The organism is Bacillus spongiae, from assembly GCF_037120725.1.
GTDB lineage: Bacteria > Bacillota > Bacilli > Bacillales > Bacillaceae_K > Bacillus_CI > Bacillus_CI spongiae.
Genome location: NZ_JBBAXC010000008.1, coordinates 40,015 through 58,390, shown reverse-complemented (window position 1 = coordinate 58,390; position 18,376 = coordinate 40,015). Strand labels below are relative to the sequence as shown.

20 protein-coding genes are annotated in these 18,376 nt (G+C 37.2%); 3 read left to right on the top strand and 17 right to left on the bottom strand.

Features of this window, described 5'->3' with window-relative positions; translation table 11 throughout:
- Positions 1-29: 29 nt before the first annotated feature.
- The 14 genes from csrA to WAK64_RS11045 form a co-directional block, all read right to left on the bottom strand.
- Entirely contained in the window at positions 30-257 is a 228-nt protein-coding gene (gene csrA / locus WAK64_RS11110; protein ID WP_336587043.1) for a carbon storage regulator CsrA, read from the bottom strand.
- Positions 258-261: 4 nt separating this feature from the next.
- Positions 262-705: a flagellar assembly protein FliW gene (gene fliW / locus WAK64_RS11105; protein ID WP_336587042.1), complete on the bottom strand. Its 444-nt coding sequence runs from the start codon at positions 703-705 to the stop codon at positions 262-264.
- Positions 706-723: 18 nt separating this feature from the next.
- The gene (locus WAK64_RS11100; protein WP_336587041.1) at positions 724-1,314 is read right to left on the bottom strand and encodes a DUF6470 family protein; all 591 of its coding nucleotides are present in this window, start codon (positions 1,312-1,314) and stop codon (positions 724-726) included.
- 48 nt (positions 1,315-1,362) lie between these two features.
- Positions 1,363-2,271, bottom strand: coding sequence for a flagellar hook-associated protein FlgL (gene flgL / locus WAK64_RS11095; RefSeq protein WP_336587159.1), 909 nt, complete (start codon positions 2,269-2,271; stop codon positions 1,363-1,365).
- A gap of 14 nt (positions 2,272-2,285) precedes the next feature.
- Entirely contained in the window at positions 2,286-3,836 is a 1,551-nt protein-coding gene (gene flgK, locus WAK64_RS11090; protein ID WP_336587040.1) for a flagellar hook-associated protein FlgK, read from the bottom strand.
- A 20-nt stretch (positions 3,837-3,856) separates the two neighbouring features.
- Positions 3,857-4,351 (bottom strand): flagellar protein FlgN, encoded by a 495-nt coding sequence (locus tag WAK64_RS11085; protein WP_336587039.1) that lies wholly within the window; start codon positions 4,349-4,351, stop codon positions 3,857-3,859.
- A gap of 24 nt (positions 4,352-4,375) precedes the next feature.
- Entirely contained in the window at positions 4,376-4,636 is a 261-nt protein-coding gene (gene flgM, locus WAK64_RS11080; RefSeq protein ID WP_336587038.1) for a flagellar biosynthesis anti-sigma factor FlgM, read from the bottom strand.
- 64 nt (positions 4,637-4,700) lie between these two features.
- Complete coding sequence (locus tag WAK64_RS11075; protein ID WP_336587037.1) at positions 4,701-5,120, bottom strand: TIGR03826 family flagellar region protein; 420 nt, start codon at positions 5,118-5,120, stop codon at positions 4,701-4,703.
- Positions 5,121-5,196: 76 nt separating this feature from the next.
- Positions 5,197-5,877, bottom strand: coding sequence for a ComF family protein (locus WAK64_RS11070; RefSeq protein ID WP_336587036.1), 681 nt, complete (start codon positions 5,875-5,877; stop codon positions 5,197-5,199).
- Positions 5,874-7,349 carry an ATP-dependent helicase ComFA gene (locus tag WAK64_RS11065; RefSeq protein ID WP_336587035.1) on the bottom strand — a complete coding sequence of 492 codons (1,476 nt, stop codon included), beginning with the start codon at positions 7,347-7,349 and terminating at the stop codon, positions 5,874-5,876. Before WAK64_RS11065 ends, WAK64_RS11070 begins: the two co-directional genes overlap by 4 nt.
- A 172-nt stretch (positions 7,350-7,521) precedes the next feature.
- Entirely contained in the window at positions 7,522-8,370 is an 849-nt protein-coding gene (locus tag WAK64_RS11060; protein ID WP_336587034.1) for a DegV family protein, read from the bottom strand.
- A gap of 190 nt (positions 8,371-8,560) precedes the next feature.
- Positions 8,561-9,115 (bottom strand): hypothetical protein, encoded by a 555-nt coding sequence (locus WAK64_RS11055; RefSeq protein WP_336587033.1) that lies wholly within the window; start codon positions 9,113-9,115, stop codon positions 8,561-8,563.
- Positions 9,116-9,306: 191 nt separating this feature from the next.
- The gene (locus tag WAK64_RS11050) at positions 9,307-9,987 is read right to left on the bottom strand and encodes a response regulator transcription factor (RefSeq protein WP_336587032.1); all 681 of its coding nucleotides are present in this window, start codon (positions 9,985-9,987) and stop codon (positions 9,307-9,309) included.
- Between the two features lie 21 nt (positions 9,988-10,008).
- On the bottom strand, positions 10,009-11,148 hold the full coding sequence (locus tag WAK64_RS11045) for a sensor histidine kinase (RefSeq protein ID WP_336587031.1): 1,140 nt from the start codon (positions 11,146-11,148) through the stop codon (positions 10,009-10,011).
- A 351-nt stretch (positions 11,149-11,499) separates the two neighbouring features.
- On the opposite strand from WAK64_RS11045, the gene WAK64_RS11040 reads away from it, so the two are divergent.
- Both WAK64_RS11040 and WAK64_RS11035 read left to right on the top strand, forming a co-directional pair.
- Positions 11,500-12,135 (top strand): YigZ family protein, encoded by a 636-nt coding sequence (locus WAK64_RS11040; protein WP_336587030.1) that lies wholly within the window; start codon positions 11,500-11,502, stop codon positions 12,133-12,135.
- Between the two features lie 245 nt (positions 12,136-12,380).
- Positions 12,381-13,430 (top strand): LCP family protein, encoded by a 1,050-nt coding sequence (locus WAK64_RS11035; protein ID WP_336587029.1) that lies wholly within the window; start codon positions 12,381-12,383, stop codon positions 13,428-13,430.
- Positions 13,431-13,544: 114 nt separating this feature from the next.
- On the opposite strand, the gene WAK64_RS11030 is transcribed toward WAK64_RS11035, so the two are convergent.
- Genes WAK64_RS11030 through WAK64_RS11020 form a run of 3 tightly spaced genes read right to left on the bottom strand, consistent with a single transcriptional unit; the run spans position 13,545 to position 16,539 of the window.
- On the bottom strand, positions 13,545-14,591 hold the full coding sequence (locus WAK64_RS11030) for a glycosyltransferase family 4 protein (RefSeq protein ID WP_336587028.1): 1,047 nt from the start codon (positions 14,589-14,591) through the stop codon (positions 13,545-13,547).
- Positions 14,592-14,649: 58 nt separating this feature from the next.
- Positions 14,650-15,774, bottom strand: coding sequence for a glycosyltransferase family 4 protein (locus WAK64_RS11025; RefSeq protein ID WP_336587027.1), 1,125 nt, complete (start codon positions 15,772-15,774; stop codon positions 14,650-14,652).
- 27 nt (positions 15,775-15,801) lie between these two features.
- Entirely contained in the window at positions 15,802-16,539 is a 738-nt protein-coding gene (locus tag WAK64_RS11020; protein ID WP_336587026.1) for a WecB/TagA/CpsF family glycosyltransferase, read from the bottom strand.
- A 338-nt stretch (positions 16,540-16,877) separates the two neighbouring features.
- On the opposite strand from WAK64_RS11020, the gene WAK64_RS11015 reads away from it, so the two are divergent.
- Positions 16,878-18,320 carry an O-antigen ligase family protein gene (locus WAK64_RS11015; RefSeq protein WP_336587025.1) on the top strand — a complete coding sequence of 481 codons (1,443 nt, stop codon included), beginning with the start codon at positions 16,878-16,880 and terminating at the stop codon, positions 18,318-18,320.
- Positions 18,321-18,376 lie beyond the last annotated feature (56 nt).

The window sequence follows — 18,376 nt, the reverse complement described above, 5'->3', positions numbered from 1 at the left end:
CCTTCTTTAATAGATTTACATAATCTTTTTTATTTTTTCACGTTCGTAGGAAGGAGCTTCGAAAGATCTTCTACATGCTTCGTCGCCGCATTATTTTCTTCCTGTATAGACAAATAGATTTCTTTTCGATGAATGTCAATGTGACGAGGAGCATTAATGCCAAGCTTTACTTGCTCCCCAGCTAAGGAAACGACAACCAATTCAATATTCTCCCCGATTTGGATGGCCTCTCCTGGCTTACGATTTAGAATGAGCATCTCCTCACTCCTTTACATTTGCCTGCTCTTGAAATAGAGCGTGCTTCGTTTTGTATTTATCATCGCTTAAGATGACTTGCTTCCCTTTTCTCGTTCTCACGTTAACAATGATTGGACCTTGCAAATTAGCGGTGGTTCGCTCAAACGGGGTTTCAACCGTCAGAATCGTATAAACGAGAACATCTTTTTCCGTTTTAATGTGCAATGAATGAAGCGTGTTCTCCTCTAACGCAAAATCATAGTCTGTAAAATAGTGAAATGGGTTGGTCACGACAAAGGCTAGAGAGGGTGTTTGACACGATTGGAGAATTTGAAACACCTCATTTTCAGGTAACGGTAACATAACAAAAGCCGTTTCATCTACAAATCCCGGTAGCCCATTAGGGAAATCAATAATTTCTTCGTTGCTAATTACTTGCACACCATGATACTGTGTTTGAATCTCCATACAATCCATTCCTTTCGACTAAATTTCTTGCTCATATTGAATTCCCACATACTTCAAGTGCTCAAAATCAATGGTTACACTTTGATATTGCTTCATGCTGATGGTCGTATTACCCGGTTCGTAGTTGATGATTGGCTCTTCAATCTCTGTTTTATTTATTGGTCTATTTACCTTCCAATCAATCTCCACTTTACTAGGTTCATACTGCAGTTTAACAGAACCAAAAGGAGGTATCCAACCAATATTGAAATGGAGCTCAGGCCCTTCACTATTGCGCTTTGAAATGCTTGAAATTGCATTCCCTCCATTTTCAATCTTCAACAACTCTTCCCCTTCTGCTGTCGCACGGGCCAAACCACTTAACCACGCTTCATAGCCTTTGTCTGCTATTTCTTCACCGAAACGAAGAGAGCTTTTCTGATTTAATGCCTCCCATGCTAGCGTTTGGTCAATCGTTAGTTGAGATGGCGTGGTATTGATGGATAATTCTGGTTTAGGCTGCTGAATGTCAAGCTTTGCCTTCGGCTGTTGGATCGATTGTTGAGGAGGTTCAATGTTTAACTGAATAATTGCTTGTTCTGATTGGATTCGTATTTGGGGTAATTGCACTTTCTTATCTCCTCCCTAGTAAAAGAAGCTATTCTAAAAGAATAGCTCCTAGCGTAAAAAGTCTAGCAACGTCGGTTGTATGATTTGTGCTCCTGCACTTAAGGCAGCTCGGTGAATACTTTCCTGGATGGTTAAATCAATAATTACCTTTTCCATATCAACATCTTCATTATCTGAAAGGACACGTGAAGCGTTAATTTCTTGTTGATTTAACCGATCCTCCACCATTTCTAAGCGATTGTAGCGCGCTCCAAGTTCTGAGCGTTCTGCAGATAATGTTCCTATCACATCATCTAAATCTGATAATAACGTATCCAAAGATTGAGAAGAATTCCCCTTTAACACATCTTCAATTCCTTGTACGGTGTCAAACAACTTTTGACTAAAGACCTTTGTAGGATTTACATTCGCTTTTAAATAGACCCCTTCAGATACTTCTACTTTATAATCATCAAGAAGAGGGTTATATAATGGATTTGCCTCATTAATATTATCCGCTACTATTGGTGGATTTGTCTGCTTAATTGGCGATTGATCGACATCTGTGCCGTGATAAATATAGCGCCCAGATATTTTTGTTTCAGCCGTACTGACCAAATCTAATTTAATTTGCTCAATCTCCTCCGCAACTGCTTCCTGGTCCTCAGGACTTAACGTTCCATTCAGCCCTTTCACCGTCAATTCTCTGATCCGTTGTAATCCAGCATTTGCTTGTTCCATTCCTGCTTCTGAAGTCTCTAGCCATAAATACATTTCTGAAAGATTCCGCTTATACTGCTCGATGGACGTTAAATTTGAACGATAGTACATCCCTTTCATCGCAACGACCGGATCATCTGATGGCTTAGTAATTTTCTTTCCTGTTGATAGCTGTTCTTGTAGTTCACCAAGACGACTATAGCTTTGGCTCAAATTAGTTAAAGAGTTGTTTGCTAACATATTTTGTGTCACACGCATCATTTATCACCTACCTATCTCCCACCGGTACCCATACCGTTAATTATTCGATCGAGCAGTTCATCTGTTAATGAGATCATTCTCGCACTTGCATTATAAGCGTGCTGAAATTTAATCATATTTGTCATTTCTTCGTCTAAAGAAACAGAGCTGACTGAGAGCCTTCTCGTATCGACTGCACTTCGAAGTACTTCTGAGTTACTAGCGAGTCGAACAGCCTCTTGTGACTCGACCGCCATATCGCCAATAATTGATTCATAGTGAGACTTGAACGTCGTTGCGTTCGGTCCATAATTCAGCTCCAACTTGTTAATAACATTGGCTAATTCATTAATGTTTTCAGCATTTCCTAACGTAGGGTTTGCCGTACTTGCACTGGCAATATTGTCTGTATTCTCAAGAATGCCTGCCGATACTTCCATTCGTCTTGCAAACCCTTCAATGTTTGTGGAATCTAAGACTGTGTTATTCTCATCTGTAAAGAAATCATAAGAAGAAACGGTCGGATCCGCTAATTGAGCAGGAGAAATACCTGCTTGATGTTGCGCGTTAAATGCTTCAGCAAAAATGTAAGCCATTGTATCGAGCTCTGAAAGCATGGTTGAATAGGTCCCTTGTACGTCACCATTTTGATCTATATAGCCATAGGATTCAATCAATCCCTTCAGCTTTCCAGTCGACTCAAAATCGGTGATCGCCATCACTTGATTTCCTACGACCACTTCATTTACAGCAGATGTCGCTGCATCATAGTTCACGGTAATCGAATTGACACCGTCCTTCCCTACTAGCAAGGCTGATCGTAAACTTTGCTCTCCTGATGCTAAATAAACCATTGCACGTCCTTCTGCTAACGGGTTCGGTGCACCACTACTCGGTTCGTAGCTAACATTAATGTCCACGAGCTGTGATAAATCATCGAGCAACCGATCGCGCTCATCGTATAAGTCATTCGGCATAAAGCCATGAGGCTCCACATCAGCAATTTGATTATTTAGTTGATTAAGCTGATCAAGGAGTGAGTTTACTGCCTTTTCCGTTACTGCTATTTCATTGTTAAGGTCTTCTTGAACTCCTACTAAAGAAGAAGACAAATAATTAAACGTTTCCGCCACGTAAACTCCTCGTTCACGAACAACAGAGCGAGCCCCATCATTCGTCGGGTCTACCGCTAGATCCTGTAATGATTGCCAAAACAAATCCATTGTTTTAGATAATCCTGATTCAGATGGTTCATTCATCACTTCTTCCATTTTCTCTAATGCAGCCATTTTCGTTTCCCAATACCCTAGCTTATTGCTTTCGCCACGATATTGTACATCTAAAAATTGCTCACGTACTCGTTCTACCGAACCTGCTTCCACCCCTGTACCTATTTGCCCTGGTATTTGAGGTCGGTTCATACTTGGGGTAGGAAAAGGGGTTGTTTGCTCAAAGTTTACACGCTGACGTGTGTATCCTGGTGTATTGGCATTTGAAATATTATGTCCCGTTGTGTACAAAGCACTTTGTTGAGTGAACATCCCGCGCTTGGCTGTTTCTAATCCATGAAAAGTTGATACCATAGAGAATTCCTCCGTCTACATTATGCTTGTGAATCAAACAGTGAACGGTTGACATGTTTTTGCTTCGGCTGATTAGGACGCGAATACGTTACCGTTTCTGTTTGAGGTTGAAGCATCGATATATTGAGATTCACAAATTGTAATGATTGATAAATAAGCTGTTGATTTAAATCATTTCGTTCTTTTAATTGTTCCATTTGGTATACAAGCTGCTCATGTTCTGCAAGTAGCTGTTCCTTTTCTATTTCATTTCCATATTCAACACATTCCTTGATGGTAGGTGTATTGAGCAACGTTCCCCCCTTTTCTTCAAGAAAAGAGACTACCGCCTGTTGTCGCTGTTTATCCACTGTTTGAACGGCGGCCAAATATTTTTGTTCATTCTTCAACAACTCATTGAGCTGATCGATGTTACCTTCCTTTACCACGTCGGTTTTTCGGACGGACAGCTCAAACAAGCTACGATGCAGCTTCGTTAAATGATTCAGTGATGTTAAGAGCGACTGAAACGACATGCTCATTCCTTCCTTCCATGCTTATCATTTTTTCTGATACTTGATTATACTCTCCGCAATGCTTCGCGCATCTAGCTTATATTGACCACTTTCCACTTGATTTTTCAGTTGCATTATTTTCATATCACGGTCTTTTGAAGATTTTGTCGCAGCGTTCATTTCGAGTGCTGTTGATGAAATTTCCACTTTATCTTCTCGATGCTGTTTCAAGTCAGCTTTACCCACTTTATTCAGCTGATTTTGATACGGATTCACACCATGAATCCGATTAGGGTTTATTTTCACGTTCATTCCTCCCTTTTTTCCGATCGATCGACTACTCGTTATATCGACTAATTCAAATGAAAGTTTACTCCTCTTGAAAAAAAGTACGATACGTAGCTGTTTTACTTTGTTGTCGAGCCTTCTTTCGTTCTTGATCTTCACTAACGGACTGAAGATCTTTTTTTATGTCTGTCACACATGAGGCACAAACCTTTCCAGCTTGTATGAGATCTCCACAACGCTCACACGGGAAGCCTAAATTAGTAAACTGCCTGACATTTAGCCTTCCCTTCCGTACCCATTTGTAGAGAAGTGCAACCTCAACACCAATTCTCTCTGCAATCGCTTGAGGTGTTGCTGCTCGATTTTCACGTTGGCGTAAAAATCGATACACTTCCTCAAACGTTTTCTCCTCTTTCTTAAAGCATGCCTCACACACTTCACGAAACTTATTTTTCACGTAAATCGATCCACAGTTTGGACAATTTAATAGTTCTGTCATCATCGCTCCTCCTGTTAACCTGAAGTACTTTTTTTATCGACAGAACCTCCCCTCTCCTAAAGAGGAGAAACGAAAAATATTAACCTCGAATTAAGGTCAAAGAAGCAATGTCACCTGCCCCTGCAGCCCTTAAAATGGATGCTGCCTGCCTTACCGTTGTTCCTGTTGTATAAAGGTCGTCAACCAGGACGATGTTTTTATCTGCTACAACAAACGTATTCTTAAATTCAAATGGATTTTTCTTCTTCATTCGCTCTTGTTTTGATTTTTTTGATTGTTTCTCATCTGGCCATTTAAATAACAAATCAGTATAATTCAGTCCGTCTACTAATCCTTCCACCTGATTAAAACCTCTTTCATACAACCGCTGTTGACTAGTTGGAATAGGTGTGAGTATATCATACTCCATCGTTATCAGGATTTTTTTTATAAAGGGTCGAAAATACAATGAGAGCTCATAATCTCCTCTATATTTATAGCGAGCAAAATACTGCTTCATCCACTCATTATACGCAAAAATAGAAAAATTCCAACTAAGGGAGTTTTCCCCATTCACACACTGATTCCACGCTTGACAATCTGCACATGTCTTTTGAGGAAGGCCTTCGAGCATACGGCTACAACCTTCACACCGCGGACCAGTGAGAAGCGTAAACTGATCGGCACATTCATCACATAATACTTTCCGCTCGACGGGACGCAATAGGCTCGTCCAAGTGACAGGCACAGTATCTTTCTGATCACAGTACAGGCACCTCACGTTAATGCACCACTTTTCCGAGCTTGCCGGTTTATTGTGACAATATGAATAAGTGCCTTCTCCATCTCACGACTTTTCCCATTATGAAAGAAGATAACGTCACCAGTCGGAGAGGACGCATCTCGCCCAACCCGTCCGGCAATTTGAATAAGTGCACTTTCAGTGAAAATAGTCTGTTCTGCTCCAATTACTGCAACGTTCAAGTTTGAGATGGTAACACCCCTTTCTAAAATCGTGGTGGTTAACAGGATTGGTATCTCTCCATTCCGAAGCTTACTTACTTTTTCCTTCCTTTGCGAATCAGTCGCATGGACGGAAGCAATTTTTTTATGCAATTTTTGAAATAATGGTAATGCTTGATTCATAACAGATACGGAAGGGAAAAAGAGGAGGGCTTGTTTTTCTTTTTGAAGAAGTTCTGTTATCCAAGATTGAATGGAAGGGGGAAGCTTTCGTTTCGTCAACAGCTTTTTCCAGTTTCCACACCAATGAAAGGTTGGTTGTGGAAGTGGATGTCCATGGTAACGTGCAAGAATTTTGAAAGTAGGTGTTTTTTTCCACCTCCTCGTTGGTGTTGCTGTTAAATAGACACTCGATCCAATCCGCTTCTTCGCTTTTTCGACAGCGAAGTGAAGCGATTCGTCGTATGAGAACGGAAAAGCGTCTACTTCGTCTATTATCATCACGTCAAATGCTTGGTAAAACCGAAATAGTTGGTGGGTTGTTGCAAGAATGAATTGACTTTGTTGAAAGATCTCTTCGCTTCCTCCATACAAACCAATAATATTAACATTTGGAAACACTTGGCGTAATCTAGGGAGTAATTCAAGGATGACATCTGTTCTCGGACTCGCAAGGCAAACCTTTCGATTATTCGACAGCGCCTGTCGAATCCCTTCAAATAGAATTTCAGTCTTACCGGCTCCACATACAGCCCAAACTAGAAGTTGCCTTCCTAATTTTATTGTCTCGACGATTTGTTTCGAGGCCTCTTCTTGTCCTTGTGAAAGGGTACCATTCCAGTTGAATTCCACTTGACTTACAGACATAGTCGGTGCATTTCCTCTCCATAATAATAAGGCAGAGCAAGCCGATACCCGCCCCATCATAATACATTTCCGACAATACTTGCAGGAATGATGACATCGAAAGCATTGAAACTCACCAAATAATGTATCATCTTGATTTCCACATCTCCTACATCGTAGGAAGTTTCCTTTCTTGATTAAACCAGGCTCCCATTGTACATATCCTTCAAGATAGTGTTGATATAGTAATTCGAGAGGGAAAGGAAGTTCATCTAGTAACAGTTGTTTACCAAAAAGGTATTTTTGTAATGAAGCGTTAAACGTAAAGGTGGGATTAAGAATAGGGGGGGATGGAATAGATAAAGAGGCTATTGACTGATATGGATAAGGATGTTTCGACAACGGTTCAAGAATTAGTAATTGATTTTTTACATAATATCGCATATTCATCTCCTTTTAGTTCTATCGTTACTTTTCTTCTACAATATTTGTTCATATTCCTTGTTAGAGATGAAATTGAGAGGGTATGTCTAATAGAAAATATTAACAAAAAAACTCAATAAGCATGGTGAATGCTCCTTCAATAAGGAGGTTCACCATTAGCTTATTGAGCCAATTAATGATTTCGTTTCATCCACCCAAGCCCCATCGATCCTTCGCCAAGATGCGTTCCAATCACTGGACCAAAGTAACTAATCGAGAACTCTACTGTAGGGTACTTTTCTTCTAACTCACCCTTCCATGCTTGGGCTTCTTCTAGACGATTTGCATGAATAATACTTGCTTGCAGTGGGATGCCCTTTTCAACATCTTTCTCTAGCAATTCAACAATTCTCTTCATTGCCTTTTTACGTGTGCGGATTTTCTCAAACGGAACAATCACCTTATTTTCAAAATGGAGGAGCGGCTTCACTTGTAATAAACTACCGATAATTGCCTGCGCGCTTGATAGTCTTCCCCCTCGTTGTAAATGAGATAAGTCATCTACCATAAAATAGGCTTTGCTCGTTTCCCTCATCTCATCTAGATGTCTTACAATAGAGGTAGGGTCTTCACCCATTTGAGCTAACTTGGCAGCCTCCAACACATAAAAGCCTTGGACCATGCAGCTAATTTCAGAGTCGTATACAACTACTTCCACATTATCCACCATATTGCTGGCCGAAACCGCACTTTGGTACGTCCCACTAATACCACTAGAGAGAAGAATGGATATAACTGCGTCATAATCCTTAGCTAACTGCTCAAAAAGCTCAACAAATTGTCCAATGGGAGGTTGTGAAGTAGAGGGAAGCTTACCAGAATTTTTGACTTCCTCATAAAATAATTCACTCGTAAGGTCAAACTCTTCTTGATAGGATTCCCCATTCATCACAACACTCAAAGGTATCATATGTATGTTGAGTTGTTCGCGCAATTCTTTCGGGATATAGGATGTACTATCCGTAACAATTGCCGTTTTCATATTATTACCGTCCTTATAAACTAAATTTATCAGTCCAATCTGATAGTGATGCTCTAAAGATATGCATATTCCTCATTTTATATGATATCTTTATCATTTGCACTCTTTTATTATAGACAAATAAAGATGCACTCTCGAAGGTAATGATTTTCACAATATAAAAAAGGTGAGAGTCCTTCTCACCTTACTGTCATTCTTCTTCATCCTTTGTAACGAATATAGCAGCAACCTTCCAACCATCGTCCGTCTTATTCATAATGGTCAACTGTTTACCCGACTCTTCTACGGATTCACCGGTATCCGTTTGAACGGTTGTTGCTGTAAGCTCAGCATATACATCCGCTCTTCCTGCTGTATAGTTCACGATTTTCACATTTTCAGCTTTTCTTTCACTGTCCATAGTAGCAAAAATCTCTTTTACAATTTCTTCTTGATCTTCATATTTGAAATTTATCGGGGTTTTAGAAAGAGTATTCATATATTCTTCAACGTTTTCATTGTTAAACGAATCAATATATTTCTGAAAATCCCCTACTATTTCTTGTTTGACTTCCTCAGGGACATCTACTTCCTCAAGATTAGGTACTCCCTCTAAAAGGACACTTTTCTCACTATTACCCGGTGTTTGTTCTGTTACTTCTTCTTTTGTATCGACTGATTCTTTATCCTTTTCCGAGCATGCCGTTAATAGGAATGCACTGACACTTACTCCCACTATTAGTGTTTTCAAACGATGTTTTTTCATACTTTCACCCTTCTCCTTTGTCTACTCTACTCTATTGTAATGAAATCGGAATAAACTCTCAACGTTATTATTGAGAGGTCATATTCATAAAGCGAAGGTAACAATGGCGTTTACGTCATTCAAAGACGTTTCTCTAAATAAAAAAAGGTGAATTCGTGTTTCATCCCGAATCACCTTTTGTTTATTATTGATTAACGAACTTCTACCCAGCCTTTTTTAATGGCCGTCACAACCGCTTGAGTACGGTCATTTACACTCATTTTCTGTAAAATATTACTCACATGGTTTTTCACCGTTTTTTCTGAAATATAAAGCTCTTCCCCTATAGTTCTATTGCTACATCCATCTGCAAGAAGTTGAAGAACTTCACATTCTCGTTTTGTAAGTAAATGGTACGGTCTCCGAATCTCAACTTGTTGATAAGCATTTGACGTATGCTCCTCATTAGCTAAGCGGCGAAATTCACTCACTAAATTATGTGTAACCTTAGGGTGGAGGTAAGATCCTCCTTTTGCTACTACCTTTACTGCTTCTATAAGGGCATCAGCATCCATTTCTTTCAGCATATACCCTAATGCCCCAGTTTTCAACGCATGTGAGACATACATTTCATCATCATGAATGGAAAGAATAATGACTTTCGTATCTGGGTATTTTTCTAATAGTTGGCCAGTCGCCTCAACGCCGTTAAGCTTCGGCATATTAATATCCATTAAAACCACATCTGGGCTATGTTCTTCCACTAATGAAACCGCATCGACCCCATCACTTCCTTCAGCCACTACCTTAAAGGATGATTCAAACTCTAAAATGCGTTTGACCCCTTCTCGAAACAACTGGTGGTCATCAATAATTACAATATTAATTAACATACTTACATTCCCTCCCTAGCGTTAGCTTAAAGGTACTGTGATGGTTACCGAAGATCCGCTGCCAATTTTCGATTGAATCTCGAGTGTTCCTTCAAGTAATTCAACTCGCTCATTCATTCCCATTATTCCAAATGAATTTGCTTTCTTTTGACTAACATCAAAGCCTTTACCATCATCCTTAATAATAGCTAGTACCTTATCTAATCTTATCTCTATTTTCACATTAATTTGTTTTGCTTCTGCATGTTTAAGCGCATTATGAACGGATTCTTGGACTAGTCGAAATAACGCTACTTCGTACTTCTGCTCTAACCGCAGCTCTCTTCCTATATTTTGAAACACAATTCTTGTGCCATTATGATATTCTTCAATAGTGGATAAGTATTTTTTGAGGGTTGGAATTAATCCTAAGTCATCAAGCGCCATCGGTCTCAAATCATAAATAATACGTCGTACCTCATATAAGGCTGACCGAACCATATGCTTCATGCTTCGAATTTCTTTTAGAGCCGCATCAGCTCCCTCTTCAACATGGATACGTTCAACTAAGTCCGTTCTCATCAGTACATTTGCTAACATTTGCGCAGGACCATCATGAATTTCTCTCGATAATCGTTTCCGTTCATCCTCCTGTGCTTCAATAATTTTCAACCCAAATTCCTGTTTCATTTTGGCATCTTCCAATGCTTGCCCCATTATTTTTAGGTCACTACTTAAATAACTCATGACAACAGAAATCTGAGAAACAAGGTGCTCGGCACGATTAATCGTTTCTTCTAAGGAATAAAGACGACGTTCCAGCTCATCTCGCCTATTTCGAAGCTCTTTTTCTTGATGACGATTCATACTGAATTTCATTTGTAAATCATGAGCTTGCTCATACGCATTTCGAACTTCTTCTTCTGAAAAATCTTTAAAATTTCGACTTACTTCGGAAAGTCGATTTCGTGCTAATTTTGTCTTTATTTCTAACTCTTCTCCATCCAAGATGACTTTATGAACCATTTCACGAATATATTTCAATTCCTTTGATAATGAGTCATAGTCTTGGCGACTTTGTTCGCCAATTTGGAAGATTTCATCTTTACTTTGCCCAACAGTATCGACCATTTTATTTAATATTTGATCAAGTACTATTTTATTTACTTTCTTTAAAGACATAAATTTCCCCTCTTTATTGTTACTAATCTTTATTGTACATGGAAAAACTTTCATCTTCTATCTTCGACAAAAAAATCTACCTATTTTTTTTTAAAATCGTCGTATTGTCTTAGAAAAACGCAGGAAGTCTAAGTAAAATATCCTATATTCTAGTGAAAAATATAATATTAACTACAATATTGCTTCAAATAAAAAAGAGAAAAATCAGACGAAAACAATGGTATAATTATAACATGTCGTATTTTGTTATACATTAAACTTGTGTTACATTCCCTTCCAGTAATTGCATTTTTACTGAGACAATTGATAGCTAGCAGCTGAACTTAACGACAAAGCGCAGGAGGTTTTGTTATGCTTGAACGATATAAAACAGTTTCAGGATATGGAGAACATGAAATCCTTATCCAAAAATCTCGATTTATCGCCTATGTCAATCGAGCAGAAACAGAAGAAGCAGCGCAACATTTTATTGAACAAATAAAAAAGAAGCATTGGAATGCCTCTCATAATTGTTCTGCTTATTTAATTGGCGAACGCAATCAAATTCAAAAGGCAAATGATGATGGAGAACCAAATGGAACAGCTGGAATTCCTATCTTAGAAGTGTTGAAGAAAAGAGATTTAAAAGACACCGTGGTAGTCATTACTAGATATTTCGGAGGAATTAAATTAGGTGGGGGAGGGTTAATTCGTGCCTACGGCCGTGCGACAACGGAAGGCTTAAACATCACGGGCATTATCGAACGTCGGCTAATGCAGGTAATAAAAACCCAGATTGAATATCCCCTATTAGGGAAGGTTGAAAATGAAATTCGATCGTCTACGTTTGAATTAAAAGAAATTGAATATGTAGAAAATGTTGTGATCTCCACCTATGTTGAAGAACCTCTAATAGCTGAATATGAAGCATGGATGACCGAAATTACAAATGGACAAGCGCTTATTACTAAGGAAGAGAGACTATACTTAAATAAGAACTTAGAGTAATGTGTCTCTAATATAATCTTTAACTTTTCTTTTTTTTTGAAAATATTTGAATGTACTAGTATACGAAGTACTTCAAGGGAATAATTTCTCCATCTAGACTATACATCCGAAATGTTGTTACCGAATTGTAATTTTATTATGTTAGAGTAGCATAGTAGAATAGGTGAAAGTATTTAATTAACTATTAGCCTAGTGCTTTTTCCTATTAAACTTTATTTCTAAAAAATCTTTAAAGGAGACAATTAATGGATCGTCAACAATTTAAAAAGAAACGCATAATGAAACCAAGAAAAAGAAGAATACTCTTTTTTATATTAATACCCATTCTCTTTCTCAGCTTATCGGGGGTTGGATATGGAACCTATTTGTACAAGCAAGCAAAAGATACACTAAGTGATTCTTACAAAAAAATTGATGGCCGTGATAAATCGGACAAGCGTACTGATATGGTCAATCCAGAAGATGACCATGTTTCTATTTTAGTCATGGGTGTAGATGATAGTGATAAACGTGATTATGGAACAGCCATTCGAACGGACGCACTATTATTAGCCACACTCAATAAAGAAGATAAATCCATTAAATTAGTGAGTATACCTCGTGACACATATACTTACATTCCAGAAGTAGGATATGATGATAAAATTAATCATGCTCACGTATTTGGTGGAGAAAAAGCGACCATAGAAACCGTCGAAGAACTTTTTGATATCCCTGTTGATTATTATGTAAAAGTAAACTTCTATGCTTTCATTGATCTAGTGGACGCCTTAGGTGGAATTACGGTAGATGTTCCTTATGAGTTTTATGAACAAGATTCAAAAGATAAGAGCGATGCCATTCATTTATATCCAGGTGAACAAACGTTAGATGGAGAGGAAGCACTCGCTTTAGCGAGAACGAGAAAACTAGATAGTGATGTAGAAAGAGGGAAGCGACAACAGGAAATCCTTAAAGCGATTGCGACGAAAGCACTATCTGTTGATGCTCTAACAAAGTATGATGAGTTACTTTCAGCCATTGGTGATAATATGACAACAGATTTAACATTTAATAACATAACGTCTTTTTGGAAATATGGGACAAGTGGTAGACTAAATATTGAAACCTTAACATTGGAAGGTGAGGATTTATACCTTAATAATTCTGATGGCTCAAGAAAATATGTATACAATTTAGATCCTATTGCCCTAGATGAAACGATAGCTACATTAAAAGACCACTTGGAAATTTCAAATCCTACGATTTCAAACGAAGACGAAGAAGATGAAATTGAAGATGAAACAGGCATTTAATTAGGTCACCATCTATCGTTTTCTAACTAACATCATTGCGATAACAAACAAGAAGAGTGAGTTGCTATAAAAGCGACTCACTCTTCTTGTTTTTCATACTTATTATTTAAACGTTTATTTATCTTTTTCCCCGCCAATTAGCTTTAATATTGGCCTGTATTCTTTCCCTATCAATCCGATACTCTCAACAAATAACTCAATGGCTAAGATGACTACCCCAATTAAGATTATTCCGCCCCAAATGGTAGCCTGCGAAAAAATAATGGCAATTAATCCAAATAAAGTGGAAATAGCATAAATCACAATGACCGTTTGTTTATGTGTATAACCTAGATTTAATAAACAATGGTGTAGATGAGATCGATCTGGTGCAGATATAGGTTGTCTATTCACCTTTCTGCGTATTATGGCAAATAACGTATCGGATATTGGAACACCTAGAATAATCACAGGAATAATTAAGGAAATAACCGTAACATTTTTAAATCCTAACAAGGAAACAACTGCTATCATAAATCCTAAGAAAAGAGCACCTGTATCCCCCATAAAAATTTTAGCAGGGTAAAAATTATATGGTAAAAAGCCTAAAATACTTCCACATAAAATGACAGAAATCGATAGAACAAACATATCCCCCATTAATAAAGACATAAATCCAATTGTCATAATTCCTATAAGGGATACACCAGCAGATAATCCATCCAAACCGTCAATAAAGTTTATAGCATTTGTAATACCAATAATCCATAAAACTGTAATCGGAATACTCAAAACACCAAATTCAAGCACACCACCGAAGGGCAAGTTAATGAATTCGACTTGAATTCCTCCTAGGATAACAATAGCCGCAGCTAATGATTGACCTACAAGTTTTATTTTTGGTGTTAACTGAAATAGGTCGTCTAATAGTCCCGTTAGAATAATCACAAGACTTCCAATTAAGATTGGAATGAGTAATTCATTGTCAGGTCTTATTATCATAATCCCTACTAAAAAACTTAAATATATGGCAATTCCGCCAATCCTTGGCATTACTTTTTGATGAACTTTTCGATTGAAATCAGGCTGATCAACAGCACCAATTTTCACAGCAAACTTAATAACAAAAGGCGTAATAGCCAATGAGAAAAGCAAACAGCTGACTAACGCTACTACAATCATGTTTCCACCTCTACTCCTATATTACCCCTCTATTGTTTATCTACACAGGGAAAAATTCCTATAGTGTAGTCATTCTATTTTTTTTTATTAATCTTAAATATACATTATAAACATTACTGGCTAATTTTTCTATAGAAAAATTTTGGGAGGCCATATTTTTCAACCTTATCCCCTTCAAAATTAGTTCATCTTTACTCTTTAAGTAGATTGCTTCTTCAATTGTCTTTTGCAACACTTCAGGTTGACTACCAGATAAAATCCATCCATATTCTTCGCTAGGAATTAATTCATTCACACCTCCCACATCTGTTGTCACTACAGGGACACTTGCTCTAGCAGCTTCTAGTAAAACTAACGGAAAGCTCTCACTATGTGATGTTAGTAGACAAAGATCAGCGAGCGGGTATATTTTTTCTACTCCTTCAACGTGACCAAGAAATTTCACCCTTTGGCAAATTCCAAATTCTTTGACCTTTTTCTCTAAGTAAGTACGTCTTGAGCCCTCGCCAACTAATAATAACTGTACAGAATCATCCTTTGCTGAAATGGCCTTTATTGCTTGCAGTGCAATGATATGATTCTTAACTGGTTCTAATCTTGCTACCATAACAATAATAAAGTCCTTATCAGACAAATTAAAAGAACGCCTACTGTAGGGATCTGGTAAGCTTTGCTTAAAATTTATACCATTAAGCACTGTTGTAATTTTTGCTGTACCAATTCCTTGTTCTATTAAGATCCTTCTAAACCTATCCGAAATCGCAACATAATGATCTGCAAAACTTAAGACACTTAGGTTCAATTTCGTGTATACTTTTCCTATCATTCCTCTTCCCATAAAATCATCTCTAGGATCACTATGAATGGTTACAACCCACCTGATTTTGGCTACCCGTTTAATTAAAGCTCCGTAAAAATTGGCTCTAGCACCATGAGTATGGATTACTTCTATATTATTTAGACGAATAAACTGCGTCATTTGTTTCACAACACTTAGATCATATCTGTTTTTCTGTGAAAAGACTACTGTATTTATACCCATCTCTTCAGACTTATAGAAAAATTCTCCCTCTTCAAAAAGGCCTAAAATAAACTCTTGCTTATTCCATTCCTTTAACAATGAAAGGATATGAAACATACCCCCTCCAGTCTCATTACCGGCATTTAAATGCAATATTTTCATTAAAGATCACCTTTATTAGGATTATTGTCAACTGTTTCCCTTACGATATTTGTTAATTTTCAGCATGAATTTTGGAAGTACGAGTAGTCTTCTCCATCGTGATGGCTCTTGAATCAAACGATATAACCACTCAAGATTTAGCTTTTGCCACAAGATTGGTGCACGTTTCATTTCCCCAGCGATTACGTCAAAACTACCTCCCACCCCCATAAAAATTCCTTTTGTAAAAACCGGTAGATGATCCTGGATCCATTGTTCTTGTTTGGGTGACCCAAGCGCGACAAACACAAAATCAGGGTGGTACTGACTGATTTTTGAAGCAATTGCGGTGTCTTGGCTATCAAAAAAACCATGGTGATATCCTACTATATTCACATGTGGATATCGTACCTGTACCATTTTCGCTGCTTTTGCTACCACTGTCTCTTTTGCTCCTAGTAAAAACACTTTCAGTTTGTTTTCATTCCCTAATTGCAGAAACTCTTCCATAACTTCAATTCCCGGGACTCTATTTTCCAAAGGCTTTTTCAATATTTTCGATGCGATCACTACCCCTATTCCATCTGGTATGACAAAATCTGCTTGCTCTAACAGCGCTGAAAAAGCTTCATTCGCTTTTGCAATCATAATCATTTCAGGGTTTGCGGTGACAATAAAACATTTTCTTTCTTTTTGAACATAGTTTTCAAATACTTGTTTTACAAAGTCTTTTTTATTTGTACGTAAAAAGGGGATGTCCATAATCTCTACAAACTCATTGCTCATCTAGTGTTATTTCATTCCTTTCTCATCCTTAATACATATCTATAATTTGACAAGGAACGTGGTCAAAATCATCATATCCTATTAATTCTTTACATAGTGGGGATTTTCATTAAACATTGTTATGTTTACATTTATGAATGTAAACACTAGTATTAAGGTTTTTTCAGCTAATCCCTTACTTTATTTACTATTTTCGTCTACTGAAATGTAAATAAAATGACTATACACAAAAATAATTTACAATGTTTTACAATTTGTTAATACAAAATGTAAGTTAACAATTTATGCTTGTACAAAGATATTTATTTTTTTATATTTAATTGAAAGAGGGGACGAACATGGACACATTAAAAAAATACTCCCTATTAGTAATGATTTTATCTATCAGCATTTCTATACTTGTTTCTTCGAGTTTCTTCGGCTTTATAGTAACCCTTATAATTATTCTACTCACCTTTGTAAATTCAAAACATGGATTGTACTTTCTATTTTTCTTTTTCCCTATTCGACCTTTTTTAATTGAAATCAATTCCGGATTAAAATATGCTGGTGATTTTGTCATTTTAACATTATTATTTTTTGCACTTTATTCATTAAGAAAAAAACCATTAACTCATTTAAATCAATACCTATTGTTCATCCCTTTTCTTCTCTTTTTACTAATTGGTTCAATTTCAGCCATTTTATCTGAAGTATCCTTTGTTGCCATTATTTTTGAGCTACGGGCACTTCTCATCACTTTCTTTTTAGTTTTCATTTTTTCTACAATGACTTTATCAGAAAGAGATAAACATGGACTCATGTGGTTATCCATCTTAATGGGGACCTTTCTAGCTCTGCATGGATTAATCGAAAAAATATCTCATCGAACCATCTTATTACCGGAAGCCTGGATAAACTGGGAACTATCCTCCGTAAATATAATGAGAATTTATGGCTTAACAGGAAATCCTAATGTACTAGGAACTTTTCTTCTAATTGTATTCTTTATTACGTTATTCGCTATGAACGTATATAAAAAATATACTTTTGTGCTTTTATGTCTTGCAGGATTACTCCTTGGCACTACATTGTTAACCTATTCCCGAGGATCAATTCTTGCCTTTACAATAGCTGGACTACTTTTTATCGTATTATCCAAGGATTGGAACGTCTTTCGAAATGCATTACTAAGTATTCTTATTGGTAGCTTACTTATTTACTATCCTGTCAATACTTTGGTTACACCCAAATTAACAAACGTAAATAATAGTGAACAAACTGAGAAAAAACCTCTTAAAACAGGAAATGAACTCACGAAGGATGATAATGGTGGCTTCTTACAGCGCTTTACCCAAGTTTTTTCAGAGGACATTATAAATAAGAGTTCAGAATGGGGCCGGCTATTTTTAGTATTCAAAGGGTTAGAAATTTTTACTGATCACCCCGTTATAGGGACAGGCTTTGCCACCTATGGCGACTCTGCTACACTAGCCTACGGATCACCCATTTATGATCAATACGACCTTCCTCAAGAGAGTGGGATGTATACAGATAATCAATACATTCAACTATTAGTTCAAACTGGAATTATCGGCTCTTTATTTTTTGTAGTGTTTATCTTATTATTATTTCAGCAATTTCGAAGGAGAAAATCAGAGAAAATAGCGCACGTCATGTTCGCATTACTTCTTTGTTCAACTATATTAGCTCTGTTTTATAATATATTAGAGGAGAAAATTTTCACCCTCTATTTTTATAGTGCCGTAGGGCTCTTTATGAAAGAGAATAAGGAACCTTAATCAACTATTATTCGAATTATATTAAAGTAGGTTGTTCATTGTCATTCCAATTAATA

What these genes read in the sequence shown, in the direction of transcription:
- WAK64_RS11030 (WP_336587028.1), bottom strand. Translation starts at nt 14,591, where the DNA reads ATGATTGTAGTAGCGTTAGTCAGCTGTTTGCTTTTCTCATTGGCTATT.
- WAK64_RS11020 (WP_336587026.1), bottom strand. Translation starts at nt 16,539, where the DNA reads ATGAGCAATGAGTTTGTAGAGATTATGGACATCCCCTTTTTACGTACA.
- fliW (WP_336587042.1), bottom strand. Translation starts at nt 705, where the DNA reads ATGGAGATTCAAACACAGTATCATGGTGTGCAAGTAATTAGCAACGAA.
- WAK64_RS11015 (WP_336587025.1), top strand. Translation starts at nt 16,878, where the DNA reads ATGGACACATTAAAAAAATACTCCCTATTAGTAATGATTTTATCTATC.
- WAK64_RS11040 (WP_336587030.1), top strand. Translation starts at nt 11,500, where the DNA reads ATGCTTGAACGATATAAAACAGTTTCAGGATATGGAGAACATGAAATC.
- WAK64_RS11075 (WP_336587037.1), bottom strand. Translation starts at nt 5,120, where the DNA reads ATGATGACAGAACTATTAAATTGTCCAAACTGTGGATCGATTTACGTG.
- flgK (WP_336587040.1), bottom strand. Translation starts at nt 3,836, where the DNA reads ATGGTATCAACTTTTCATGGATTAGAAACAGCCAAGCGCGGGATGTTC.
- WAK64_RS11045 (WP_336587031.1), bottom strand. Translation starts at nt 11,148, where the DNA reads ATGTCTTTAAAGAAAGTAAATAAAATAGTACTTGATCAAATATTAAAT.
- flgL (WP_336587159.1), bottom strand. Translation starts at nt 2,271, where the DNA reads ATGCGTGTGACACAAAATATGTTAGCAAACAACTCTTTAACTAATTTG.
- WAK64_RS11060 (WP_336587034.1), bottom strand. Translation starts at nt 8,370, where the DNA reads ATGAAAACGGCAATTGTTACGGATAGTACATCCTATATCCCGAAAGAA.
- WAK64_RS11065 (WP_336587035.1), bottom strand. Translation starts at nt 7,349, where the DNA reads ATGCGATATTATGTAAAAAATCAATTACTAATTCTTGAACCGTTGTCG.
- WAK64_RS11035 (WP_336587029.1), top strand. Translation starts at nt 12,381, where the DNA reads ATGGATCGTCAACAATTTAAAAAGAAACGCATAATGAAACCAAGAAAA.
- WAK64_RS11085 (WP_336587039.1), bottom strand. Translation starts at nt 4,351, where the DNA reads ATGTCGTTTCAGTCGCTCTTAACATCACTGAATCATTTAACGAAGCTG.
- WAK64_RS11050 (WP_336587032.1), bottom strand. Translation starts at nt 9,987, where the DNA reads ATGTTAATTAATATTGTAATTATTGATGACCACCAGTTGTTTCGAGAA.
- WAK64_RS11025 (WP_336587027.1), bottom strand. Translation starts at nt 15,774, where the DNA reads ATGAAAATATTGCATTTAAATGCCGGTAATGAGACTGGAGGGGGTATG.
- csrA (WP_336587043.1), bottom strand. Translation starts at nt 257, where the DNA reads ATGCTCATTCTAAATCGTAAGCCAGGAGAGGCCATCCAAATCGGGGAG.
- WAK64_RS11055 (WP_336587033.1), bottom strand. Translation starts at nt 9,115, where the DNA reads ATGAAAAAACATCGTTTGAAAACACTAATAGTGGGAGTAAGTGTCAGT.